Origin of the sequence: Priestia sp. JSM ZJ58 (assembly GCF_044383985.1) — a bacterium.
Classification (GTDB): Bacteria; Bacillota; Bacilli; order Bacillales; family Bacillaceae_H; genus Priestia; species Priestia zanthoxyli.
The window spans coordinates 1,763,371-1,785,959 of the sequence record NZ_JBISEM010000001.1 but is presented as its reverse complement, the minus strand read 5'-3'; the positions used below and the strand labels follow the sequence as shown (position 1 = coordinate 1,785,959).

At 39.2% G+C, this 22,589-nt stretch carries 25 protein-coding genes; 1 reads left to right on the top strand and 24 read right to left on the bottom strand.

Annotated features, from left to right (window positions below):
* Nucleotides 1-200: 200 nt before the first annotated feature.
* From ACH6EI_RS09570 to ACH6EI_RS09495, 16 genes are all read right to left on the bottom strand, one after another.
* Nucleotides 201-848: a nitroreductase family protein gene (locus ACH6EI_RS09570; RefSeq protein WP_099000308.1), complete on the bottom strand. Its 648-nt coding sequence runs from the start codon at nt 846-848 to the stop codon at nt 201-203.
* Nucleotides 849-1,315: 467 nt separating this feature from the next.
* Nucleotides 1,316-2,065, bottom strand: coding sequence for an SDR family oxidoreductase (locus ACH6EI_RS09565; protein WP_014459505.1), 750 nt, complete (start codon nt 2,063-2,065; stop codon nt 1,316-1,318).
* A 21-nt stretch (nt 2,066-2,086) separates the two neighbouring features.
* Complete coding sequence (locus ACH6EI_RS09560; RefSeq protein WP_014459504.1) at nt 2,087-3,058, bottom strand: DHH family phosphoesterase; 972 nt, start codon at nt 3,056-3,058, stop codon at nt 2,087-2,089.
* A gap of 342 nt (nt 3,059-3,400) precedes the next feature.
* Nucleotides 3,401-3,949 carry a 6-phospho-3-hexuloisomerase gene (gene hxlB / locus ACH6EI_RS09555; RefSeq protein WP_099000309.1) on the bottom strand — a complete coding sequence of 183 codons (549 nt, stop codon included), beginning with the start codon at nt 3,947-3,949 and terminating at the stop codon, nt 3,401-3,403.
* Complete coding sequence (hxlA, locus tag ACH6EI_RS09550; protein ID WP_028412833.1) at nt 3,949-4,584, bottom strand: 3-hexulose-6-phosphate synthase; 636 nt, start codon at nt 4,582-4,584, stop codon at nt 3,949-3,951. The genes hxlB and hxlA overlap by 1 nt, the downstream gene beginning before the upstream one ends.
* A 102-nt stretch (nt 4,585-4,686) precedes the next feature.
* Complete coding sequence (locus ACH6EI_RS09545; RefSeq protein WP_099000310.1) at nt 4,687-5,697, bottom strand: LacI family DNA-binding transcriptional regulator; 1,011 nt, start codon at nt 5,695-5,697, stop codon at nt 4,687-4,689.
* A gap of 101 nt (nt 5,698-5,798) precedes the next feature.
* On the bottom strand, nt 5,799-6,443 hold the full coding sequence (locus ACH6EI_RS09540; RefSeq protein WP_014459503.1) for a bifunctional 4-hydroxy-2-oxoglutarate aldolase/2-dehydro-3-deoxy-phosphogluconate aldolase: 645 nt from the start codon (nt 6,441-6,443) through the stop codon (nt 5,799-5,801).
* Between the two features lie 26 nt (nt 6,444-6,469).
* A complete protein-coding gene (locus ACH6EI_RS09535; protein WP_013083743.1) occupies nt 6,470-7,750 on the bottom strand; it encodes an MFS transporter in 1,281 nt (426 codons plus the stop codon).
* Between the two features lie 2 nt (nt 7,751-7,752).
* A complete protein-coding gene (locus ACH6EI_RS09530) occupies nt 7,753-8,712 on the bottom strand; it encodes a sugar kinase (RefSeq protein ID WP_099000311.1) in 960 nt (319 codons plus the stop codon).
* Entirely contained in the window at nt 8,709-9,452 is a 744-nt protein-coding gene (locus tag ACH6EI_RS09525) for a sugar phosphate isomerase/epimerase family protein (RefSeq protein ID WP_099000312.1), read from the bottom strand. Before ACH6EI_RS09525 ends, ACH6EI_RS09530 begins: the two co-directional genes overlap by 4 nt.
* 157 nt (nt 9,453-9,609) lie before the next feature.
* Entirely contained in the window at nt 9,610-10,338 is a 729-nt protein-coding gene (locus ACH6EI_RS09520) for a hypothetical protein (protein ID WP_099000313.1), read from the bottom strand.
* 132 nt (nt 10,339-10,470) lie between these two features.
* Nucleotides 10,471-11,931, bottom strand: coding sequence for a phytoene desaturase family protein (locus ACH6EI_RS09515; protein ID WP_099331109.1), 1,461 nt, complete (start codon nt 11,929-11,931; stop codon nt 10,471-10,473).
* Complete coding sequence (locus tag ACH6EI_RS09510; RefSeq protein ID WP_048019023.1) at nt 11,928-13,034, bottom strand: glycosyltransferase family 2 protein; 1,107 nt, start codon at nt 13,032-13,034, stop codon at nt 11,928-11,930. The genes ACH6EI_RS09515 and ACH6EI_RS09510 overlap by 4 nt, the downstream gene beginning before the upstream one ends.
* Nucleotides 13,031-13,744: a lysophospholipid acyltransferase family protein gene (locus ACH6EI_RS09505; RefSeq protein ID WP_034266744.1), complete on the bottom strand. Its 714-nt coding sequence runs from the start codon at nt 13,742-13,744 to the stop codon at nt 13,031-13,033. The genes ACH6EI_RS09510 and ACH6EI_RS09505 overlap by 4 nt, the downstream gene beginning before the upstream one ends.
* Nucleotides 13,741-14,508 carry a carotenoid biosynthesis protein gene (locus tag ACH6EI_RS09500; RefSeq protein WP_099331110.1) on the bottom strand — a complete coding sequence of 256 codons (768 nt, stop codon included), beginning with the start codon at nt 14,506-14,508 and terminating at the stop codon, nt 13,741-13,743. The genes ACH6EI_RS09505 and ACH6EI_RS09500 overlap by 4 nt, the downstream gene beginning before the upstream one ends.
* Nucleotides 14,509-14,740: 232 nt before the next feature.
* Nucleotides 14,741-15,202, bottom strand: a complete 462-nt coding sequence (locus ACH6EI_RS09495; RefSeq protein WP_033579442.1) for a hypothetical protein — start codon at nt 15,200-15,202, stop codon at nt 14,741-14,743.
* Between the two features lie 272 nt (nt 15,203-15,474).
* Between ACH6EI_RS09495 and ACH6EI_RS09490 the strand changes: the two genes are divergently transcribed.
* Nucleotides 15,475-16,113 carry a HoxN/HupN/NixA family nickel/cobalt transporter gene (locus tag ACH6EI_RS09490; RefSeq protein ID WP_033579443.1) on the top strand — a complete coding sequence of 213 codons (639 nt, stop codon included), beginning with the start codon at nt 15,475-15,477 and terminating at the stop codon, nt 16,111-16,113.
* A gap of 254 nt (nt 16,114-16,367) precedes the next feature.
* Here ACH6EI_RS09490 and ACH6EI_RS09485 read toward each other — a convergent pair whose 3' ends face one another.
* The 8 genes from ACH6EI_RS09485 to ACH6EI_RS09450 all read right to left on the bottom strand — a co-directional run bounded on the left by ACH6EI_RS09485 (nt 16,368) and on the right by ACH6EI_RS09450 (nt 22,519).
* Nucleotides 16,368-17,177 carry an urease accessory protein UreD gene (locus ACH6EI_RS09485; RefSeq protein ID WP_048019020.1) on the bottom strand — a complete coding sequence of 270 codons (810 nt, stop codon included), beginning with the start codon at nt 17,175-17,177 and terminating at the stop codon, nt 16,368-16,370.
* Nucleotides 17,174-17,788 (bottom strand): urease accessory protein UreG, encoded by a 615-nt coding sequence (gene ureG, locus ACH6EI_RS09480; protein WP_028412821.1) that lies wholly within the window; start codon nt 17,786-17,788, stop codon nt 17,174-17,176. The genes ACH6EI_RS09485 and ureG overlap by 4 nt, the downstream gene beginning before the upstream one ends.
* Nucleotides 17,789-17,827: 39 nt before the next feature.
* Nucleotides 17,828-18,514 carry an urease accessory protein UreF gene (locus tag ACH6EI_RS09475; RefSeq protein WP_099331111.1) on the bottom strand — a complete coding sequence of 229 codons (687 nt, stop codon included), beginning with the start codon at nt 18,512-18,514 and terminating at the stop codon, nt 17,828-17,830.
* Nucleotides 18,507-18,953: an urease accessory protein UreE gene (gene ureE, locus ACH6EI_RS09470; RefSeq protein ID WP_028412819.1), complete on the bottom strand. Its 447-nt coding sequence runs from the start codon at nt 18,951-18,953 to the stop codon at nt 18,507-18,509. The genes ACH6EI_RS09475 and ureE overlap by 8 nt, the downstream gene beginning before the upstream one ends.
* Nucleotides 18,954-18,962: 9 nt before the next feature.
* Nucleotides 18,963-20,672, bottom strand: coding sequence for an urease subunit alpha (gene ureC / locus ACH6EI_RS09465; RefSeq protein WP_099331112.1), 1,710 nt, complete (start codon nt 20,670-20,672; stop codon nt 18,963-18,965).
* A 1-nt stretch (nt 20,673) separates the two neighbouring features.
* The gene (locus tag ACH6EI_RS09460; protein WP_028412817.1) at nt 20,674-21,000 is read right to left on the bottom strand and encodes an urease subunit beta; all 327 of its coding nucleotides are present in this window, start codon (nt 20,998-21,000) and stop codon (nt 20,674-20,676) included.
* Between the two features lie 14 nt (nt 21,001-21,014).
* Nucleotides 21,015-21,317 (bottom strand): urease subunit gamma, encoded by a 303-nt coding sequence (locus tag ACH6EI_RS09455; protein ID WP_013057659.1) that lies wholly within the window; start codon nt 21,315-21,317, stop codon nt 21,015-21,017.
* A 152-nt stretch (nt 21,318-21,469) separates the two neighbouring features.
* Nucleotides 21,470-22,519 (bottom strand): anthranilate phosphoribosyltransferase, encoded by a 1,050-nt coding sequence (locus tag ACH6EI_RS09450; RefSeq protein ID WP_099000316.1) that lies wholly within the window; start codon nt 22,517-22,519, stop codon nt 21,470-21,472.
* Between the last annotated feature and the right edge of the window lie 70 nt (nt 22,520-22,589).

Here is a 22,589-nt window from a genome sequence, read left to right as displayed (position 1 = left end):
AACCGCATTTTTCTTAGATTAAACATAAAAGAATATTCAAACTATTTATCATAACAAAAGGGCTGAGGCATAACGAGATCAACCGCTAGAAGCAGCTACATACGCAAAACCTACGCTTGCCATCCCAATAAAAAAACCCGAACGATGAATCGTTCGGATCTTGCTTCAAATAAAATAATTTTGTCCGTGCCTTTTTTTGCTTATTTAAATACTTTTACACGTTCAGTTAGCGGTTGAAATTCTTTTTCTCCCGCAGGTGACACAGGATTACCAAATGGCATTTGAGCAATTAATTTCCATGAGCTTGGAATATTCCAAGTTGCTTTTACTTCATCGTCAATCAATGGATTGTAATGTTGTAAAGTTGCTCCTAGGCCTTCTAGCTCAAGTGCTGTCCAGATCACATGCTGCAGCATGCCTGATGATTGGTTAGACCAAACCGGGAAGTTTTCGCTATAAGATGCGAACTGCTTTTGCAATCCTTCAATTACTTCTTGATCTTCAAAGAAAAGAACTGTTCCATAGCCGCTTCCGAATAAGTTCATTTTTTGATCCGTATCTGAAAAATTTTCAGCTGGAACAATTTTACGAAGCGTTTCTCTCGTAATATCCCATACTTTATCATGCTGTTCACCAAATAAAACAACTACGCGTGCGCTTTGAGAATTAAATGATGAAGGAGTATGTTTTACCGAAAAATTAATAATTTCTTCAATTTTTTCTTCTGATATTTTTACATTTTTATCAATTGCATAAATAGAACGTCGGTTTTTAATTGCTTCATAAAAATCTTTTCCAACCTGTTGTTGATCACTTGATTTATCAAATAATTTATCTAAAAAACCCATTTTCCACACTCCTAATTGTTTGTTTTTTTAAGCTTAAATTGCATGTTTATACCCTTCCCCCTGATAAAAGGAGATAAACAAGATATAATGAATTCTTATATCTCTAATTCGAGATATTAAACTAAAAAAATATTAATTGAAATTTAATTACTTTATGTAACTTACTTTACAATGATTATTATTATCTGTCAACAGAAAAATTATTATTTCTTCTGTTGATTATCAAAAGAGGTTGAGACATAACGAAATGAATCCAATCTAAAATGAACAAATGGGATATATGAGCTGAACCGCTTTTTCCGCCGGAGTCTTCGTCGTGCCCTTCAATCAACTGCTAGAAGGAACGAAACAGGTGAAACCTACGTTTACCGTAACAAAAAAATGAACCACTAATCAAAAATTTGATCAATGGTTCATTTTTTCACTTCGTCTAAAATACTTTTGTCTTAGCTTTTTTTTATAGATGCTTAATGTTCATAAATCATCTTTCGCGTCATTCCCCCGTCTACTACGAGGTTAGCTCCTGTGACAAAATCATTTTCAACGTTTGTTAAGTACATACACGCTCTTGAGATATCGGCTGGCGTCCCCACCCGATTAGACGGATGCTGCGTATGATCGATTTCACGAAGGCCATCGTAATCAGATGTCTCAATCCATCCTGGAGAAATAGCATTTACTGTGATGTTGTCATCACCAAGTGAAATGGCAAGTGCATGAGTTAAAGCAACGATTCCTCCTTTTGTAGCCGCATAGGCTTCTGTGTGAGGTTCAGACATTGTAGCTCTCGTAGAAGCTAAGTTTACAATGGAGCCTCCGCTTTCGTTTTTTCTCATCACTTTAGCTGCTTCGCGAGAGCATAGAAACACGCTGCGCAAGTTCGTATTGATAATGTCATCCCATTCATCAATGGTTAGCTCATACGGTGATTTCCAGCGGGAAACGCCTGCATTATTAATCAAAATATGTATCGTTCCATACGTACTGACCGTTTTCTCAACGAGATTTAAAATGTCGTCTTCTTTTCGGACGTCTGTTTTCACAAAAATGGCTTCTCCGCCTTGTCTTTGAATAGCTTCTGCGTGACGCTCTCCTTCGGTTTCGTCCACATCTGCCAATACCACTTTTGCTCCTTGTTTCGCGTATGCGCGGGATACATCTTTACCTATTCCGTTCGCAGCTCCAGTAACAATAACAACTAAATCTTTAAACGACATATCATCTCCTCCTTATACGCTTTATTCACTTTTTTCTTCGTCTTTAAACAAGTGATCCGTGACGAAAAGAGCAAACGTTTCAGCCGTTAACTTGCATCCAGAAGCTTTTGGGTGACCTCCTCCTCCAAGGTGCCCAACAATTTCTGCTAAGTTGATTTCGTCTTTTACTGCACGGAACCCAATCTTTTGCCGTCCCATGTCCACCATAACGGAAAAGTCGATATCTTCGTTTTCTAGACACAGTGCATTTCCTAACTCAGACTGATATGTATCTGCAAATACAATCCCTGCGTTGTACGCTGTTTTATCAATTTCAACACTTTCTTTTATGATTTGTTTTTGTTTGTCATAAATATATTTTTCAATCTTTTTTTCTTCTGCTTCTAGTAAAATTTCGTGTTTGTCCGTAAACGTAAATTCTTGATTTTCAGAATGATAAGATTCACGAAGCGTTTCTAGAATGGTTTCTTTAAATTCCTCATGCGGGATTAGATAATATAGGTGATTAAGGCGCTTTGCTTTCAAGTTATTTTCATGGAACCAGTCCCACGTATCAAATAAACGCACAAGTTCTACGTACTCATCAAGCAACACCGTTTTTTGGAGCATGTTGTGGCGCACTAAGTAGTCATAGAAAAGAGATGTAGCTGCGGTCTTTTTACCGTTTTCATCTTCTGCAATAACATGAACCCAATCGTATTTCTCAGCTAGTGGAAGAGCAGAGATATGATGGTCAATAAGAGTGATTTGCTGGCCTTTTTTTACCAGTTCATTTAATTTTTCCGCTACTTCCTCATTTACGCTAATATCCGTTATGTATAAAGCTGTGTCTCCATCGTTTTCTTCTTCAATAAAATGCGTCACTGTATCATTGATGCGGCCAATGCTTACCGTGCTGTAATCAAAGTTGTCGTCGCCAAACGCTAACCGACCCAATAGTGCTGGACTTACCCCGTCTAAATCGTTATGTGAAATTAATTTTATTTTTGTCATTAATCAAAACTCCTTTATTTTCAGTCGCCTTAGTATATGTACCGGCTTGTATATTATAGCAATTTCAGCATAAAAATGCTGTCATTTACTTTGAAGAGAAGGAATATATTCGCAATAAACAAAAGCGAAGTAAACGTTTAGACTTAGACTTGCCTGTATCAAAAGAGAGTGAGACATAACTACATCGATTCAATCAACAGCTAGAAGCAACTACACACATGAAACCTACGCTCACCCATACCAATGAAAAAATCCGAACGAATGTGATTCTTCATCAAGAATCTCGATTCATCGTTCGGATTTTCTTTTAAATAACCTACTTTTGTTCTAGCCTCTTTCCACTTACTCTAAATTGCTATGCTGCTTAAACGCTTGTTCATGATCGGTGTGATTCAAATTCCCGTATTCTAAGCAAATGGTATCAAATACAACGTGAGCACATTGATCAAATAACGAGCCAAGTGGCTGAATGGAAGCTGCTTCATTTTCGCTTCGATATTTAGTTGCAGCGGGAATGTGCAGCAGCTCATCGGTATGAGCAGCTAATGGTGATTCTGTACTAGCTGAAATGCCGATAACTGAACATCCTACTTCTTTGACTTTTTTAGCTACACTCACCACCTGCTGTGTTTTTCCTGAACCCGATACGGCCACCAACACGTCACCTGCTGCAATCGAAGGAGTAATGGTCTCTCCTACAACATATACTGTCGCACCTAAATGCATCAGTCTCATCGCAAATGATTTGCCCATTAGCCCAGAGCGGCCTTCGCCTATAACAAAAATTCGTTTCGCTTGGTAAAGTGAAAACGCTACTTCTTCTATTTGCGGTTCTTTTATGTGATTCATTACGGCCGTAATTTCGTCTAAAATCGTTTGTGTTTTTGTCATTATACGTTCCCCCTGCTCATAAATAAGTCTTGAAATTCAGCAGATGCCTTTGCCACATCCGCACTTTTTGTAATCGCTGATCCAATAATCGCGACGTCCGCTTTCATTTGAAGTAATGATGCTGCTGAGGTTGGATTAATTCCCCCTGCTACTGCTATTTGGGCATCTGAATGAAAATACTGCCGCAAATTTATTTGACTCAGCGATTTCCCTTCTTTTTCTTGCTCGTCTTTGCTGATATGATGGCAAAAAATAGCGTTTCTATAAGTACCTACTTGTTTTTGAGAGCTGCTTGACGTGTTTAATAAATCCACCATCATTTTTTTATTCCATTTTTCGCTGACATTTGCGCAAGTCTCTATCGTGGGTAAAGGTGATACGCCCATGACTGTTGCTATATCTGCTCCTGCTTGATAGCACATGGTAAATTCATACTCTGCGTTATCAATCGTTTTGATATCTGCTACAATCGTCTTGTGCGGAAATGCCTGTTTGATTTTATAAATACTTTCAACTCCATACTCTTTTATAAGAGATGTACCTACTTCAATCCAATCAACAGAGGGTTCTGCCAGCTTGGCAAGGATAATAGCTTCTTCAATTGTGACGCGATCTAATGCTAATTGTATCTTCATATTTTTTCTCCTCACTTTCTACTAAATCGGTTTAGTAACAGCGTAAAAAAAACCAATATTTTGATGAGCTAAAAAGAGCACGCCATAGGCGCTCTTTTTAGCTTAATGGGATAAAGTTGTTTCTCGAATAATTAATTCACAATCATACTGGTACTCTTCATAAGCTATCTTTTCTTTCAAAATTTGTTTAATAAGTAAATCTGCTGCTTTTGTTCCCATATCAAAAGCGGGCTGCGAAATCGTGGTAACGGCAGGCGTTGCTACATCTGCGTAAGGAATATTATCATAAACAATTAAAGATAAATCATTTGGGATATTAAATCCGTGTTGTTTAATAAATTTCTGCACTTCAATGAACACTAAATCGTTTCCAGCAAGCAGCGCTGTCGGCGGATTATCGGCTGCAAATAGCTTCTCCAGCGCTTTTTGCATGTCCGCTTTTTTGCAGTTGATAATCATGGATTCATTTACAGGCATATTGGCTGATGTTAACGCTTCTTTGTAACCTTCTACACGTTCAATCCGGGGTGTAATAGTTAAGGGTTCTGTAATGATCGCTATATGCTTATGTCCAAGCTCGAGGAGATGCAAAATAGCCTGTTTTGTGGCTTCTTGATTGTTTGCCACTACGGATGGAATTTTCCCTTTTACATCATGAATTTTACGGTCCATAATAACAACCGGATATTCTTCTTTGATCATCTGCTCATAAAGAGAAGTATTCGCACCCGTTGGAAATAAAATAAGGCCATCTACTTGCTTTGCTTTTAACATATTAATATATTTCTTTTCTTTATCAGGGTCATCATCTGCGTTGCAAATGATGGCATGTATATCTTGCGAATGGCAATAGTCTTCAATGGCACGAATGACTTCCGTAGAAAATCTGTGCATAATATTGGCGACAATAATCCCAATCATCGACGTTCGCTTTTGTTTTAAGCTTCGTGCTAGATAGTTGGGCTGATAGCCCAGTGTATCAATCGCTTCTTTAATTTTCTTTCGCGTTTCTTCGCCCATATATTCGTATCGCTTGTTAATGTATTGTGATACGGTGCTTTTGGAGACATTTGCTGCTTTTGCAACGTCCAGCATAGTAACTTTTTGCATCATGATCCGTCCTTTTCATTCAATCCCTAAAATTATGCTACTCCTAGTGTAAACGAAAAAAACGAAAAAGGAAAAGCCTTCTTGCTAGCAGAAGACTTTATTTATTAAGCGTACGCAAGCCTAGCTTCTTGAATTTCATGAGTAAAACGTTTCGCTTCCCTTGTTACTTGAAGTAAGTATTCAGGAGTTGGAAGCTGCTTGCCATCTACTAATGTGCTTCCTGCTCCAATAGCAGCTGCTCCAGCTTTAATATAAGCTCCCGCATTCTCAGCCGTAACGCCGCCCGTTGGCATTAACGGAATATGAGGAAGCGGTCCTGCTATATTTTTAAAATAAGCGGGGCCTACTACGCTTGCCGGGAAGACTTTAATCATATCTGCGCCGCATTCATACGCTGTTAGTATTTCAGTAGGTGTAAAAGCGCCCGGAACGCTAATGACTCCGTATCTTTTAGCCGTTTTAATTGTTCGTTCGTTCACCGTAGGGGAAAAAATAAATGACGCTCCTGCCATAATGGCAATTCGTGCTGTTTCTTCGTCTAGAACAGTTCCTGCTCCAATAAACATTGAATCGTCAAATTCATTTTTCAATTCTTTAATAACCTCTACGGCAGCAGGGTTTTCCATTGTGATTTCTAGATTTGTTACTCCGCCTTCTTTTAACGCGTAGGCAAGCGGAATAATTCGCTCAGCGCTTGCTCCTCGAATGACCGCTACAATACCGCTACTTGTAATTTTCTCAATATGCATCTCAATTCTCCTTTTCTATCATTACATTAAGCCGTTGTTTCAACTGGCTTCACACTCTGAACTTCTCTTGGCTTTTTCGTTGCGACAATGGTTAAAACTGCCGCAAGGAATAATGATCCAGCCATAAAGATATAGGAAGCGCCAAACCCTCCTGTTGATCCATTTAAAAATCCTACAATATAAGAACCGGCAAATGAACCAAGTGCCCCCATGCTATTGATTAAAGCCATCGCTCCTCCGGCAACATTACGCGGTAAAATTTCAGGAATAATCGCAAAGAACGGTCCGTACGGAGCATACATCGTTCCTCCGGCGATAACGAGTAAAGTAAAAGAAAGCCAGAAGTTGCTTGTGCCAACTAAATAAGATCCGTAAAAGGCAAGAGCTCCTACTAATAAGAACGGCCATACAAATGCGCTTCGTTTTAAAAACTTATCTGATAGATATGAAACCGTTAACATTAATACGACTGCTAATACGTAAGGAACGGACGCTAACCACCCTGTCTTCACTATACTCATGTTAGGCGCTGCTTTAATAATAGACGGCAGCCACATAACAAATCCGTAGACACCAATACTCCATAAAGCATATTGAATGCTTAATAAAATGACAGTACGATTTTTGAAAGCTTCTTTATAGCCTTTAACAGGTTTGATTCCTTCTTGTTCTTTTTGCAGCGCATCGTGTAAATCTGCTTTTTCTTTTTTCGACAGCCAGCCTGCATCTTTTGGCTCGTCGTTTACTAGTTTCCACCATAAAAACGCCCAAATAACAGCCGGAAAACCTTCTAAAATAAACATCCATCTCCAGCCAAATGATTCTAGTAAATATCCAGAAACAATTGACATCCAAAGAACGGTTGCCGGGTTTCCTAAAATTAAGAACGTGTTGGCTCTAGAACGTTCTGCTTTTGTAAACCAGTGGCTTAAAAAAACGAGCATAGCGGGCATGACGGCACTTTCCACTACTCCTAAAGCAAATCGAATAACAAACAAAAATCCGACGTGGCTTACCATACCCGTAGCTGTAGCAAGTGCTCCCCATAAAATCAGAGACCAAAAAATCAGCTTTTTGGCGCTTTTATTTTCAGCATAGTGAGCGCCTGGAATTTGGAAAAAGAAATAACCTAAGAAAAAGAGCGATCCTAATAAAGACGAAATACCTGGCGTAATATGAAGATCTTCTGCCAGCCCTGCCGCTGCTCCAAACCCGTAGTTTGCACGGTCTAAATATGCAAGGCTATACGTAATAAATACGATAGGAATTAACCGAAGCCATCTTTTTTTTGCTAGCTGCTGTTTCATTATCACTTCACTCCTTGTTTTTGGGATTCCATATATTTTTGCAACTGCTGTTCAGTTGGATATCCGTCGTTATCTCCAGGGCTTTGTACAGCTAATGACCCAATAGCATTTGCTCTCATGACAGATTGAGTAAGAGAATCATGTTGAAGAAGTCCGCTTAACAGCCCTACTGCAAAGCCGTCTCCTGCACCGACTGTATCCACTATTTGTTTGACTTTTATTCCTTCAACCATTCCTTGCTCTTTAGCCGTCTTAAAAAAGGCTCCTTGTTCACCTAGTTTAATAACGACAAGCTCTACGCCTGCATCTAAATAGTAAGAAGCGATGTCTTCTGGGTTTTCGTATCCGGTTAAAATTTTCCCTTCTTCAATGCCTGGCAGAACGTAGTTTGCTTGTTTAGCAGCTTCGTTGATTGTAAAAATCATTTCTTCCTTCGATGTCCAAAGAGTCGGTCGCAGGTTCGGGTCAAAGGAAACCGTTCTGCCAGCTGCTTTCATCGAGGTAAGCGCGTGTAGAGCAAATTCACGCATGCTTGCTGACACAGCAAGCGGTATTCCTGTCATATGCATGTGTTTTGCCGCTAAAAAATAGTTTCGATTAAAATCGCGTGGGTGCAAGTGACTGGCTGCCGAATTTTTTCGGAAGTAACAAACTTCCGGATCTCCCACTTCCACTTTTGATTTAATTTGAAAGCCTGTTGAATGTTCGCTATCTACTAGTACACAATCGGTGTTGACCGACTCCTCTTGTAGCCGTTTCATAATAAACGTACCGAAAGGATCATTGCCGACTTTGCTCACCCACCCTGCGTGCAGACCGAGACGAGCGAGACCAATTGCTACATTTGTTTCTGCTCCGGCTAGCTCTTTTGTATAATGCTTAATCTCATACAGCGGTCCTGGTTGTTCTGCCATGAACATCGCCATTGCTTCTCCGAAGGTAATAACGTCTAATGAATTCATTGCACTTCCTCCTGTTCTGCTGCTTGCACCAATGAAATGAAGCGGGGGATTTGTTCCGGTTCATCGATTGGAAACTCTAAAGCTTTAAAAATCGAATGAGAAAACCCTTTCAAAATATCTTTCCACATTTCATTTGAATCGTTTGATATAGAGGTTGTTACTAGCTTTCCGCTATTTTTTATTACGTGTTTAATATGAATATAGCCTACAAAGGACCTTAGCTTTTTGATTGCTTCCTGGGGTCGTTCCTGTACATAAAGCCAGTTACCAATATCAAACGTCATGGAAACAGGAATTTCGTAAGCGTTATCAAAAAATGCGTGCAAAGATGCTATGTTGCCTCCATAACTGGTTTGATCGTTTTCCACAAATAGATGTAAAGTTGGAAATGCCTGCAATAGCTCCTGCAATTCCCCTATAGGTGATTGTGGTTGATAAAAACCAAGAGAAACTTTTACCCACTGAGCGCCAAGTGATACGGCTTCTTCAAGAATAGATTTTAATTCTTGTTTGTTTAACTCTCCACTTTCTTTCCACAGTTCGATTGGAGCCGAATATACTGTAAAAAGCGGATATCTTTTTAATTCTTCGGCAATAAGCTCAATCTCTTGATCTACTTTTTTCATTAACTCTCTTCGAATTTCCACTCCATGTACTTGCTGTTCATATATTTTCCCAATCATGGTGTGCTGAGAGCTTGTCGTTTCAAATGCATTTAAAGGAATAATGATATGATTCATAAATCGACCTACCTTTCTTATTATACTAGCTAACCACTTACTAAACCGGTTTAGTAAATCGATTTATCTAAATTATAAGACTATTGAAAGCGCTTTTCAAGCTTTTTTTATAAATTATAAAAAAAAGAAACAACACGGCGTTATGCCGTGTTGTTTCTTAGTGATTTTCTGTGCTTTTTACTAAATTGCGATCTTGTTGATAAATATCATAGATTAAGAAACTAAAACCATAGTACAAGACCATGATTACAACTGACTTTGTCATGATAAATAAAGCGCCTAGCCCGATACCAACTAACAGCGTCTGGACACTCAAACGGTCACGCTGAAAAGCTAGCTGTGATAGGAAATAACCAATACCAATTAAAATAGCCAACACCCATGTATTTTGAATGGCTAATACATAGTGACTATATAAATAAAAGCTAGGAAAATAGACGGTGCTTTCTACGAAGCTGGAAATACCGCTGTATGCAAGCCACCACTTTTGCTCTCTTTCTGTTTTAGGAACGGTTGCCTCAATTGACGTGGGCATCTCCTGTTCCACAAAAACCGTTTCTCCATGATCTTTCATCCATTGGATCATAATGGAAATAATAATAAAACCTGCAAAGATTAAAAGCAGCAGATATTCAATCCACGCTGGATACGGAGCCGTCCGGTGAATCGTATCTAGATATACTCCCTGCAATCCTAACATAGAAAGTGGAACCGCATGGTATACCATCACCGCAATATAAAATAGTAAAATTAGCACATAAAAAAAGAACTGTTCTTTGTAGTAGCGAATTTTTTTGCCTTCTGAAGCAATTCGCTTAACAGTCACGCTCTCCAAGTACGGACGAATAATGCTTATGATAATAATAAGACACGTAAATACAATCATATAGTTATGTAATCACCTTTTCAACTTCATTATGTAACATTTTTTTCCATCCGCGAGAACAGGTGGTTAACAGCCTCTGTCCTTTCTTATAGTACCAAAAAACTAAACTTTTTGACAATCCTGATTTATCAATTAGGAAGATGAAATAAGCATAGCTACATTGATACCGCTAATTGTGACCATAGGAGATCCCCCGCCTGGGTGAGTCGTTCCTCCTACAAAATATAAGTTTTTAACATCTTTTGAGACGTTGCTTGGACGAAGAAAACTATCCATTTTCCGATTTGAACTCACTCCATACAAAGCGCCTTTAAATGCACCAAAGGTTTGTTCAATTTCACATGGAGTAACAATTCGTTCATGTACAAGCGAGGGCTCAATATCTAAACCAAACTGAGAAAGCTTGCGATAGACAACCTCTCTGTAAGATTTCATTTTTTCTTGATTCGCTTCTTTTACAGCAGGGGCATTCACTAAAATAAATAAATTATCACCCGGAGCTACCGTGTTATCGGTATACGAAGAATTACAAACGTAAATGGTAGGGTCGGTTGGAAGCGTTTTTTGCTGAAATAGTTCATAGAATTCCTGCTTGTAATCCTGAGAAAAGTACACTTGATGATGAATCAGCTGAGAAAAGCGCTTTTTAACTGCTGCCATAATTACATAGGCTGATATGGAAGGCTCAAACTCAGCTGCTTTTTTGTTTTTAAAATGAGGTCTATCCTGCTCTTTTACGAGTGCCGGATAGGCTTTTAGCAAGTCCCCGTTTACAATAACGATATCCGCGTCTATCTTTTCTTCTCCATTCACTTCCACTCCGACAGCCCGCTTATTTTTTACTACTATTTCAGTCACGCTGCAGTTTGTGTACAGCTTTCCTCCAGCTTTTTGGAACACATGCCCCAGCCCTTTTGCAATTCTAGTATTTCCTCCTTTTACATAGTACACCCCGTCATTCATTTCTAAGTGTCCAATCAGTGAAAAGGTAGCGGGCGATGTATAAGGTGAAGATCCAATATAGGTTGCGTATCGATTAAATGCATTTCGAATGTTTTCATTTCGAAAAAAGCGCTGATGAAACGTATCTACTGTTTCAAACGGCCTTACTTGCAGCAGTGCTTTTAATAGAGAAGGGTTTGTGTAATCTTTCCATGACGAAAATGTCCGGTAGAAAAATTGACTTTTTGCAATGTCATATATTCTTTTTACTTCTTTTAAATAGGCCGGGTATTGTTTAGCAGCAAAGGGGTCGAGACGTTCAAGCTGCTCAATCATTTTTCGTTCGTCGATAGACATGGAAAATTGTGAACCGTCGGTGAAGAAATTATTTGTATGATTCGTTAGTTTAACAAGAGGCATATAGTCTTCTGCACGTTCGCCCGCTTGCTCAAATAACCACTGAAAAACTTCTGGCATTGTAATGGTATTAGGCCCGAAATCAAAAGAATATTCTCCTAGCTGCACAGGCATCATTTTTCCGCCTACGTGCTCGTTTTTTTCAACGATTGTGACATCGAACCCTTTTGTTTGAAGAAGAACTCCTGCAGCTAATCCGCCTAATCCTGCCCCGACAATTAGTACTTTTTTCATTGATAATGCCTTCCTTTCCATTCATATCCCTGCTTTTTTCGTTCACGCTTCATAGAATGGTTCATGAGCAGCATCAGCACAATTGCCGACGCCGGCATAGTAAGAAACAAAAGCCCTTTTTGCTGAGCCGACCGGTCAATTAAAAACCGCTGAAAAAGCATAATGCAAAAAGGAAGAATCCAAAGTATGTTGCCTGTGAATATTCCTGCTATAAACAAAGGAAGCGGCAGCACATAGTAACAGGTAAAAAAAACGCTCAGTATCCAAACTGCTTTAGCGGATCGGCCTAGACCAACAAAGATATTTTTAGCAAACCCATTCCATACTTCTTCAGTTGTTTCATACATATAACAGCTAACGTGAGACGTAATATTGGCTAAAATAACGCGCTGTTTCTTTTTCTTAAAAAGCTGAGCTAGATGCACATCTTCTACTAGTGAAGTTTTAACAGCTTCATGTCCTCCTGCGATCTCATAAGCTTCTTTTTTTATAAACATAAAAGCACCGTGAGCTGCTGAAGCTTTGCTCACCTTGTTACGGTTCGCTACCACAACCGGTAAATAGCTAAAAACAACCACATGCTGAAGCGGAACAACCAATGCTTCTAACCACGTTTTTACGGGAAAACGAGGAAATCCTGTTAAAAGAGCTGCTTTTGTCGCTTGTGCGGTGGCTAAAGTATGTTCTAGCGTGCGTTCTTTGAGCTGTACATCGGCATCTACAAACAATAAATAGTCTCCATTTGCAGCTTGTGACAGCTGGTGACAGGCATGAACTTTTCCTACCCACCCTTCTTTCAGCTCTTTTCCTTCTATGATGGTAAACCTTGAATCCCCGTGAATTTCTTTCCACAGCTGTGTTCGTGTTTCATCTGTGGACTGATCGTCTAGTATGACACATTCTAGATTGCTGTACGTTAATCCTTTAACAGAAGAAATGATTCGCTTTACATTTCGTTCTTCGTTTCGCATTGGAATCAAAATAGAAATGAGAGGCTGAGGTGTTTTTGAATTCAACTTGTATCTATTTAATTTAGGCATTGCTTGAATATTTACAATGGTTAGAAGCAGCATCAAAATAAATAAAAGCATGTAGTAAATCATTCTTTCACCTTCGCTTTCCACCACGTTAACCACTCGCTAAGCGTCTTTCGTCCTTTTAATAAAACCGTAAATTCCTCATCGTTTTCTTGAATGATGTTTTGTTTTTGATGATCGAGCTGAGCAGTGACTGCAGCGGCTAGCGTTTTGGTTATATCTTCTCTTGCATTGGCTAAGTCGTAAAAAACAGCTTGCCCTACCCAGATAAAAAGCTCAGGTCGCTGATCATGGCGAAACGTATAATAATATGTAATGGGAATAACTTCAACGTCAGATTGCTTTTTTAGAAGAAAAGCAGGTCCTTCAGAAAAAGCTAACGGTCTTTTCTCAAGATGCTCTTCTTTTCCTTGAGGAAAAACAAGCACCGCTTTTTTATCTTCTAACAGCCTACTGGCAAACCTTAACGATTCCACCGTATGCTTCGGAGACGCTGCATTTACTGAAAAAGCCCCAATTCGTTGAAAAAAAGGAAAATCCTTCATTCCTTGTTCAGACATCATAGCGTATAGATCTGTTTTCAATACCGCGTTATTTAAATAAAATGTCACTAAACCGTCCCACCAGCTGGAATGATTAGCAATTAATAACATTTTTTTATCTTTTGGGAGCTCTTCTATATGTAAATGAATACGATAAAACTGTTTTTTGAGCTGATATGTGACAAACAGTTGAAAAAAGCGCTCAAATATTGAGTTTTTCTTCGGATAAATCATAAGCGAGTCTCCTTTTTATACACAATATAAAGAATAAAAAAAGGAATCATCGTCAGCCATACCACAAGCCACAGGCCATTTACTAATGCTACAATTACAAACATCATGACGACTGCACTATACAAAAACACCATTCTTCTTTCCCATACCGGCTCTTCTTCTTTAGGAACCTTAGCTAAAAAGAAATATACGACCAGCTGAATGAAGAAAGACAGTAAAAACCAGCCGGAGAAATTGGATAAAGGAATATTATAATAAAAGCTGTCCCCTTCCCACACCCAATATTGTTTAACAACATAGGCAACGGGATCAATAGCCAAATCCATAATAACAGCAAATAGCGAACTAATGACCGCATAGGCAATTCCATGGACAATAAACGGCAGCTCCATGCGCTTCATAATTCCGAGAGCTAATATTCTGCTTGTGATTACGACCATAAACCAAGCCGATCCAATGGTCAGAGGAACTCCTAAGATTTTAGCGCCAAAATCTTTTTCATAATCGTAGGATCCAAACAAAAACCCATGTTTAACACCTAGACTTTCGACATAAATAGATGCGCCTGTCACAAATACGGCAACGACCAGTGCCCGCCTTACTCCATAGGCTTTAGCTAGATAAATAAGAGCAAGAAGACTGCTCAAGTGTAAAAAAACAGCATTTGCCCATTCTAACCATGAAGGCAGCAAATCAAATGAAAGCAAAACGACTCCGCATACGTACCAAATAAGAAAAAAACGATAAATACCATTTGTGATCATCGATTCACCTTCTCTCCAGCTTCTTTTTATCAAATTGCTATTATATAAGCTTGTACACATTCTCTCCATTTTCAATGTGCTCTTTTCTATGAGTAGAACACACTCTCTTAAGATTATGTGAAAATAGCCACTGTTAGTACGTTCCCTAAATAAGAGACTTTATTACTTATTTATAAACAAAAATAAAATAAACGTCCATTAAAATCTACGGATGTATAGATTGAAATGACGTTTATTTTTTCTTATGTATATACACTTCTAATAGCTTTTTGGCAATGAGTCCAATAACCAGTCCCGGTACAACAGACAGCATAGGGAGCCAAATTGGGCCTATAAAAACACCGTTGATGGTTGTCACTGAGGAATACATAATGCCTACTGTAACAAAATAAGCACAGGAGACAAAAGGAATAAATGTAAATCTCGATGCGCCGTTTTCTGCTTCTTTAACAGCATCCCAAATTGCAAAAAAATATAAACATGGATAAAACATTAACCACTGCATGTTCATTACCTCGAGGGATTGCTTTGTTTCCCCCAAAAAGCTTAAGCGAATGCCTTCATTAAAATTTGCGCCCATATTAATGAGAAATTCAAGTACAATAAACAAAATTCCTTTTATATGTTTTTTGTTTAGTAATTGTCCAAAGCCTGGCAACGCAATGCTCCATAAAAGAGCTTCTAGTCTAGTCACGTTCTATCCCAACATTTTGACGTATAAAAGAACTCCACAGCATGATATCAGTAGAAATTTTGTCCATAGTTATCAACCTCACAATAATTTACTTATAGTTTTTGTAAATGTAAAATTTTTATACTACATCTCCTTTAATATTTGTAACTTATTGTAAATTGATAAATGTTTTAGCTATTCAACCAGACATTTTCGTTTAGAATTTTCTGTTTATTAAAACAAAAGCGTGCGATATACTAGTTTTATACGTACGAAAGGATGAGAAAGCTGACATGGAAACAAGTTTTTTTTCAATTTTAATACTAGGATTTTTTTTAGGAATCAAGCATGCTCTAGAACCAGATCACATTATCGCTGTATCAACCATTGCTTCAAAAAGTAAAAAGCTGTGGCGCTCTTCGCTTGCAGGAGTATACTGGGGGATTGGTCATACGCTTACGCTGTTTATTTTTGGCATGATTTTAATAGTGTTAAAAAGCAGTATTTCTGAACGTATGAGCATGTCACTTGAATTTTTAGTGGGCATTATGCTCGTTTATCTCGGTTTTACGTCGTTTCTGTCTTACAAAAAACAAGTGCATACGCATCACGAAAAAACGTCTTACTTAAAGTCATTAGGCATTGGCTTTGTTCATGGACTGGCCGGAAGCGCAGCGATGGTTGTAGTAACGATGAGCACCGTTACTCACGTATGGCAAGGTGCACTGTACATTATCATTTTTGGAATCGGCACTTGTCTTGGCATGCTGTTATTTACGACGGTTATTGGAATTCCATTCGTTACAACTAAAAAGCAAGTGACGTTAAACCGCTGTTTGATGCAGGTAACAGGTGCTGTCAGCATTATATTTGGCCTCTATTATATGTATAATTTAGGTGTAAGCGACGGATTATTTAGTCTGTGGTTCTAACAGAGAATAAAACATAATGAAAATAATTCAATCTAAAGACGAATAAGTAGGATAAATGATCTGGACTGCTTGTTCCACAGCTGTTGATTTCTGTGCAAGATTTCGCTTTGTCCTCTAATCAACGGCTAGAACGAACTACATACGGGAAACCTACGTTCACCCTACCAATAAAAAATCCGAACGAATTTGATTCTCTATCAAGAGTTCAGCTCGTTCGGATTTTTCTTTAACTACTATACTTTTGTACAGGCACTTTAATACTTACGCAAAAGTGATACTTCAGCTTTTAATAACTCCTGCCGGAACAATCCGTATACTTTGACGATTATCTCTTCCACTTCTTGTGTACTAGCAGCTAGTATTCGAATAGCACATCCGGAAATCGGAAGTGCGGAAGCTCCTGCTTTACAGCCTGCCTCTTCGCACAGCTGATGTACTTTCGCTATAAATGCGTCGTCGGCGTTTGGATGAACAATAATAATTGATCCAAAATGAGTATACCCTTCCATTTTCATCATGCCGCGCAGATGGTTTTCTGGCTTCAAGTATAAGTGATCGTATACCTTCAGCTGCTTGTTTACATACAGTTTCAGCTTGGAACGCATAGAGGTATATTGAAACAGCTGCCCATCCGGCGACCACCCCGGGGTGATGCTGTCACACATAAACAAAGCAGCGTTTTCTGCCATATGAACCGTTATTTCTTGGACAAATGCAGCATTTTCATACAAAATAAGCGGGTCTGGTATATATTCCATGATGGATTGTTCTTCAAGGGTTATGCACGTTTCTTGTAAAACAGCTGCGTTCGGTGTTTTGTACACCTTTGTCGCAGATTGAGTAGTAGCAGTCAGCTGAGCATTTTTCTCGACCGTTATCATCGTTTTGTATTTGTCTCCGCTCACGTATCCCCCGCCTACGTGAAGCATATAAACAAAAGGTGATTCAGGAGTCATGTAAATAGGTCTGGCAACTTTGAAAGCCCCGTAATGATAAGTATCTTTAATAACCGTTCGCTCACTGTTTCTTTCTGCACGAAGCTCTAAATAACCCGTGTAGCTCATGATTCAAGGCCGATTAAAAAGGCCTCTTTTTTGATCCATTCTATCACTTGATTGAGCCCTTTATCTTCTTTTAAATTGGTGAAAACAAAAGGCTTGTGCCCTCTCGCTTGGATTGTATCTTTTTCCATTACTTCTAAACTGGCTCCTACATATGGGGCTAAATCTGTTTTGTTGATAATGAATAAATCAGATTTAATCATTCCTTGACCGCCTTTACGCGGGATTTTTTCTCCTTGTGCTACATCGATGATATAAATTGAAAAATCAACGAGCTCTGGGCTAAACGTTGCGGCTAAATTATCTCCTCCGCTTTCTACAAAAATAAGTTCAACATCGGGGTGACGTTCCACTAACTCATCAATTGCAGCAAAGTTCATGGATGCATCTTCTCGAATAGCTGTATGAGGACATCCTCCTGTTTCTACTCCTACGATACGATTTTCTGGCAAAATACTGTTTTTTACTAGAAACTGTGCATCTTCTTTTGTATAAATATCGTTTGTAATGACTGCCATACTGAGCTGCCCTTCTAGCGCACGCGTTAATCGTTCTACTAACATTGTTTTTCCTGCACCAACAGGTCCACCAATTCCAATTTTAATTGCATCCATTTTTTATGCCTTCATCATTCGAAGGCCTTCCCTCCTTTTTTATGACATGAACAATCGAACATGCAGTTGTTCATGCTGCATTTGAGCAATTTCTAACCCTGGTGTCACGGCACCAAATTCCTCTTGATCTGCTTGCAAAATATGCTGAAGCGCTTGCTGCAGCAGCGGCTGAAAAAGAACGAGCGTTTTTTGCCCATCGGTTTGGCCGATTGGTATGCCGCGAACAGCATTTTGAATTAATGAAGAGATGCTAGCGTACAAATGACTTAAAATTGCCTCTTCTTTTGTAATGTTTAATTGCAGGCTGGCTAATGCAAATACAACAGCAGGATGTCCGTACGCCTTCTTTGCTTTTACTTCACTCATATACTTTTCTAAATAAGAGCCTTGAAATAACTCTAAGCAAAGCTTTAACATGCGCTGGCCCACCCGTCTTGTCCCTTCTCTTGTTTCTTTTGACAAAGCAAGAGCGTATAGTTCATGATCAATTCTCATAATTTCGTTAAACTGGTCACGAACAGCATACTCATAAGCCAGTCTGCATGCTAAGCCGTCCGTATACGTCAGCTGAACATCAAGGTATGTACGAAGCGCTTCTTGAAAGGTTTCTGTGTCGCAAATTTGATTTCGCTGAATATACGTTTCAAAACCAAACGAATGCGAAAATGCACCCGATGGGAAATTTGAATCACATAGTTGAATCAGCGAAAGCAATGAATTAGTCATGACTATGTCCGATATGCTTAAAAGCTTGTTTTACTTTTCTTTTTTCGCGCTTATAGGGAATGTTGAGCTGCTGAAGCAATTCTTCGACTAAATAATCGTACTGTACAAGCATGTCTCCACCTTCAAACTGCGCCGGCAAATGGCGGTTCCCAAGCTGATGAGCAATTTCTCCCATCTGCTGAATATCAATCGGCTGAATGGTCAAAATATCGTCTGCCAGAACTTGCACAACAATCATATTGCTTTCATCCATAAATAGTACATCGCCATCAACTAACTCGCGGTTTTCTTTCAGACGAATTCCGAGTTCCTTACCGTGATCTGTTACAACGCGCTGAACGCGTTTTACTAAGTGATCACTTTCGATATATACCTTTTCTATATGTGGAGCTCGTTTTTCTAATGTTGCTATATTTCCGATAATTTTTTCGATTACCATTTTTTCACCTCAAAATAAAAAGTATCGCTGCGCCATAGGCACAACTTCTGCCGCTTCACATGTAATCATTTGTCCATCTATTTTTACTTCGTACGTTTGGGGATCAACTTCAATCTTAGGCATTTCTCCATTTAACTTCATATCTGTTTTTTTTAACTGACGAATATCTTTTACTGGTTTAAGCAGCTTTTGTAACCCTAGTTTTTCGCCCACTTTGTTCTCATACGCTGCTTTTGACACAAACGTAACGGAGGTTTTAGCTCTTGCTTTTCCATAAGAAGCAAACATCGGACGATATAAGACCGGCTGTGGGGTTGGAATTGAAGCGTTAGGGTCTCCCATTAAGCTGTGAGCAATTAAACCGCCTTTTACAATCAAGTCAGGCTTTATTCCAAAAAACGCTGGCTCCCATAGGACTAAGTCAGCTATTTTCCCTGTTTCTACCGATCCTACGTATTCGGAAATTCCATGAGCGATAGCTGGATTAATCGTATATTTAGCTACATAGCGTTTGACACGTGCGTTATCGCCGACTTCGCTGTCACCATCAATTTTTCCTCGCTGCTTTTTCATCTTATCAGCTGTTTGCCACGTTCGTGTAATCACTTCTCCTACACGTCCCATTGCTTGAGAATCTGAAGAAATCATACTGAATACACCTAAATCGTGTAAAATATCTTCAGCTGCAATCGTTTCTTTGCGAATGCGGGAATCAGCAAAAGCGATGTCTTCTGGTACAGCAGGATCAAGATGATGACATACCATGAGCATATCTAAATGCTCTTCAAGCGTGTTGACCGTATAGGGTCTTGTTGGATTAGTTGATGACGGAAGCACGTTTGGAAAGCTTGCCATTTCCATAATATCAGGTGCATGCCCGCCTCCAGCTCCTTCAGTATGGTAGGTATGAATGACTCGATCACCAATTGCTGCAATCGTATCTTCAACAAAGCCGCCTTCATTTAAAGTATCTGTATGAATCGCAATTTGAACATCGTACTCGTCTGCTACTTGCAGGCTTGTGTCGATGGCAGATGCCGTGGTTCCCCAGTCTTCGTGAAGCTTTAGTCCAATTGCTCCTGCTTTAATTTGTTCAATTAAAGGCTCTTTCGCACTTGCATTTCCTTTTCCTAAAAAGCCAATATTCATCGGAAATGCTTCAGCGGCTTCAAGCATTCGTTCGATATGCCACGCTCCGGGTGTACAAGTGGTAGCCTTTGTTCCTGTAGCAGGTCCTGTTCCTCCTCCAATCATCGTTGTCACGCCAGAGGCAAGGGCGGTTTCAATTTGCTGCGGACAAATGAAATGAATATGCGCATCAATACCGCCGGCGGTTACAATTTTCCCTTCAGCTGCAATTACTTCCGTACTCGCACCAATGATGATGTCTACTTCATCCATCAACAGCGGATTACCCGCTTTTCCAATAGTTTGAATGAGTCCATCTTTTATTCCAATATTTGCTTTATATATGCCTGTATAATCAACGATAATGGCATTTGTCAACACTAAGTCCGCTGCTTCACTTCGCGTTGCAAGAGGGTGCTGCCCCATTCCGTCACGAATCACTTTTCCTCCGCCAAACTTCACTTCATCTCCGTAGGTTGTGAAATCTTTTTCAATTTCAATAAATAGCTCTGTGTCTGCTAAACGAACAGCATCTCCAACGGTTGGTCCAAACATATCTGCATACTGACGTCGCGACATTTGAAAACTCATCTTATGCATCTTCCTTTCTATCAGAAAGCGATCTGTTTGTTTTATTGTTCAGACCGTAAATTTCTCTTGTTCCGGAAAAAGCAACCAGCTCTACTTCTTTTGCATCACCTGGCTCAAAGCGAACGGCTGTACCGGCTGGAATATTTAAATGATAGCCAAGCGCAGCTTCGCGGGGGAATTCGAGCGCGGCATTCACTTCAAAAAAATGAAAATGTGAACCTACTTGAACGGGGCGGTCGCCTCTATTGATTACAGTCACGCTAATCGATTGCTTTCTGTTATTACATGTGATGGGTTCTTTTTTTAAGACGTATTCCCCTGGAATCATATTTTTCCCTCCTCTTAACGAATTGGATCGTGAACAGTGACGAGCTTGGTTCCGTCTGGAAAGGTAGCTTCTACTTGAATATCATGAATCATTTCAGGAATACCTTCCATTACATCTTCTCGTTTTAAAATCTTGGTACCTTCTCGCATTAGCTGTGCTACCGTCTTGCCATCGCGAGCTCCTTCCATAATTTCATATGTAATGATCGCTACTGCCTCGGGATAGTTAAGTTTTAATCCTCTTGTCTGACGGCGTCTTGCTAAGTCTGCAGCTACGACAATCATTAATTTTTCTTGTTCTCTCGACGTAAGTTTCAATGAAAGCTTCCTTTCTGCTAATCTATTTTCTTGTTAACATCAAATGTGATATTTTCTAACACAAATACACAACTAATTATATTAAATTTTCTGATAAAAAACAAAGGATTTATATCTTTCGATAAAAAAAGATGAGCATATTTGCTCACCTTTTACTCTTCTGAAATCACTTGTGTTTTCCATTTCTGCAGGTGTTTCCAACCTAGACCTTCAGCTAGCTGACGTTTTGCATAGTCTACTCCTTCTTCAATAGAAGTTTCATAGCCAAATAAATAATAGCGCAAGCCGGCGTTTAATACTACTTGATTATAGACATAAGTCAGTTCGGAAGAAGATTCACCCTCCAAAATGCGCGTCACATATGCCGCTTGTTTTTCAACACTTATTTTCTTTTCAAAGTGTTCTTCTTCCACAAACAGTCCGTATTCTTTTGGATTGACAATAAACGACTCCATCTCTCCTTCTGAGATAGTAAAAACAAAGCTGCTTCTATGTACAGGTACATCTTCAGATCCTTCTATACCTTGCACCACGTATACATGTTTAAACGGGAGCGAAGCAAAAATGGGCACAATTTTGTTAATGGCCGTGCGGTGAAAAGCGCCCATCATTAAAGAAGAAGCATTTGATAAATTTAATAGTTTTTCAACCGTATTAATTAGTGTTCTTACGCCAATTTCATGACGAATTTGTTTGATGCGACTAAGAGGATAAGAGATTGTTTCAGCATTTACAAAGCCAATTTTTAATGTTTCAAACGTATGACCGATGTCTTCAATCGTTTGAGCTTGAGGGATCTGTAATGAATGAAGTACATCTTCAATCGTTGTTCCAAACTTTGGAGGAAGCGCTTCTGTACAGTGTAAAAAAGCTGGCACACCTCTTTCAGCTAATAAAATCGATACAGGAATGGTCGCAAAAAATGAATTTCTCCCTGCATAAGGGCTTGCAAAATCAATTGATTTATCTTTTAACGGCTGAGACAGCGGTATCTCTTTTGTTTTTTCGCGAAAAGCATGAACGAATCCCAATAGTTCATCTGCATTTTCGGTTTTAATACGTTCCGCAATAAAAAAAGCAGCGACCTGAGCATCCGTAGCTTGTCCAGAAGCGATTAAGCGAGCTGCTTCTTTTGCTTGTTCATACGTTAAGTCAGTTGATCCTCTTTTTCCGCGCGCTATTTCTTTGATAAATTGTTGCATATCGTACACTTCCTTTTTAACTGAATATTTGTACATTGTATCACATATTTCCTTTGCTCCTTAGATTATC

What these genes read in the sequence shown, in the direction of transcription:
- ACH6EI_RS09525 (WP_099000312.1), bottom strand. Translation starts at nt 9,452, where the DNA reads ATGAATCATATCATTATTCCTTTAAATGCATTTGAAACGACAAGCTCT.
- ACH6EI_RS09535 (WP_013083743.1), bottom strand. Translation starts at nt 7,750, where the DNA reads ATGAAACAGCAGCTAGCAAAAAAAAGATGGCTTCGGTTAATTCCTATC.
- ACH6EI_RS09515 (WP_099331109.1), bottom strand. Translation starts at nt 11,931, where the DNA reads ATGAAAAAAGTACTAATTGTCGGGGCAGGATTAGGCGGATTAGCTGCA.
- ACH6EI_RS09510 (WP_048019023.1), bottom strand. Translation starts at nt 13,034, where the DNA reads ATGATTTACTACATGCTTTTATTTATTTTGATGCTGCTTCTAACCATT.
- ACH6EI_RS09540 (WP_014459503.1), bottom strand. Translation starts at nt 6,443, where the DNA reads ATGCATATTGAGAAAATTACAAGTAGCGGTATTGTAGCGGTCATTCGA.
- ACH6EI_RS09490 (WP_033579443.1), top strand. Translation starts at nt 15,475, where the DNA reads ATGGAAACAAGTTTTTTTTCAATTTTAATACTAGGATTTTTTTTAGGA.
- ACH6EI_RS09485 (WP_048019020.1), bottom strand. Translation starts at nt 17,177, where the DNA reads ATGAGCTACACGGGTTATTTAGAGCTTCGTGCAGAAAGAAACAGTGAG.
- ACH6EI_RS09560 (WP_014459504.1), bottom strand. Translation starts at nt 3,058, where the DNA reads ATGACAAAAATAAAATTAATTTCACATAACGATTTAGACGGGGTAAGT.
- ACH6EI_RS09565 (WP_014459505.1), bottom strand. Translation starts at nt 2,065, where the DNA reads ATGTCGTTTAAAGATTTAGTTGTTATTGTTACTGGAGCTGCGAACGGA.
- ACH6EI_RS09500 (WP_099331110.1), bottom strand. Translation starts at nt 14,508, where the DNA reads ATGATCACAAATGGTATTTATCGTTTTTTTCTTATTTGGTACGTATGC.
- ACH6EI_RS09530 (WP_099000311.1), bottom strand. Translation starts at nt 8,712, where the DNA reads ATGAATTCATTAGACGTTATTACCTTCGGAGAAGCAATGGCGATGTTC.
- ACH6EI_RS09505 (WP_034266744.1), bottom strand. Translation starts at nt 13,744, where the DNA reads ATGATTTATCCGAAGAAAAACTCAATATTTGAGCGCTTTTTTCAACTG.
- ureG (WP_028412821.1), bottom strand. Translation starts at nt 17,788, where the DNA reads ATGGATGCAATTAAAATTGGAATTGGTGGACCTGTTGGTGCAGGAAAA.
- ACH6EI_RS09545 (WP_099000310.1), bottom strand. Translation starts at nt 5,697, where the DNA reads ATGATGCAAAAAGTTACTATGCTGGACGTTGCAAAAGCAGCAAATGTC.
- hxlA (WP_028412833.1), bottom strand. Translation starts at nt 4,584, where the DNA reads ATGAAGATACAATTAGCATTAGATCGCGTCACAATTGAAGAAGCTATT.
- ACH6EI_RS09570 (WP_099000308.1), bottom strand. Translation starts at nt 848, where the DNA reads ATGGGTTTTTTAGATAAATTATTTGATAAATCAAGTGATCAACAACAG.
- hxlB (WP_099000309.1), bottom strand. Translation starts at nt 3,949, where the DNA reads ATGACAAAAACACAAACGATTTTAGACGAAATTACGGCCGTAATGAAT.
- ACH6EI_RS09475 (WP_099331111.1), bottom strand. Translation starts at nt 18,514, where the DNA reads ATGACTAATTCATTGCTTTCGCTGATTCAACTATGTGATTCAAATTTC.
- ACH6EI_RS09460 (WP_028412817.1), bottom strand. Translation starts at nt 21,000, where the DNA reads ATGATTCCAGGGGAATACGTCTTAAAAAAAGAACCCATCACATGTAAT.
- ACH6EI_RS09520 (WP_099000313.1), bottom strand. Translation starts at nt 10,338, where the DNA reads ATGATTGTATTTACGTGTCTTATTATTATCATAAGCATTATTCGTCCG.
- ureC (WP_099331112.1), bottom strand. Translation starts at nt 20,672, where the DNA reads ATGAGTTTTCAAATGTCGCGACGTCAGTATGCAGATATGTTTGGACCA.
- ureE (WP_028412819.1), bottom strand. Translation starts at nt 18,953, where the DNA reads ATGGTAATCGAAAAAATTATCGGAAATATAGCAACATTAGAAAAACGA.
- ACH6EI_RS09450 (WP_099000316.1), bottom strand. Translation starts at nt 22,519, where the DNA reads ATGCAACAATTTATCAAAGAAATAGCGCGCGGAAAAAGAGGATCAACT.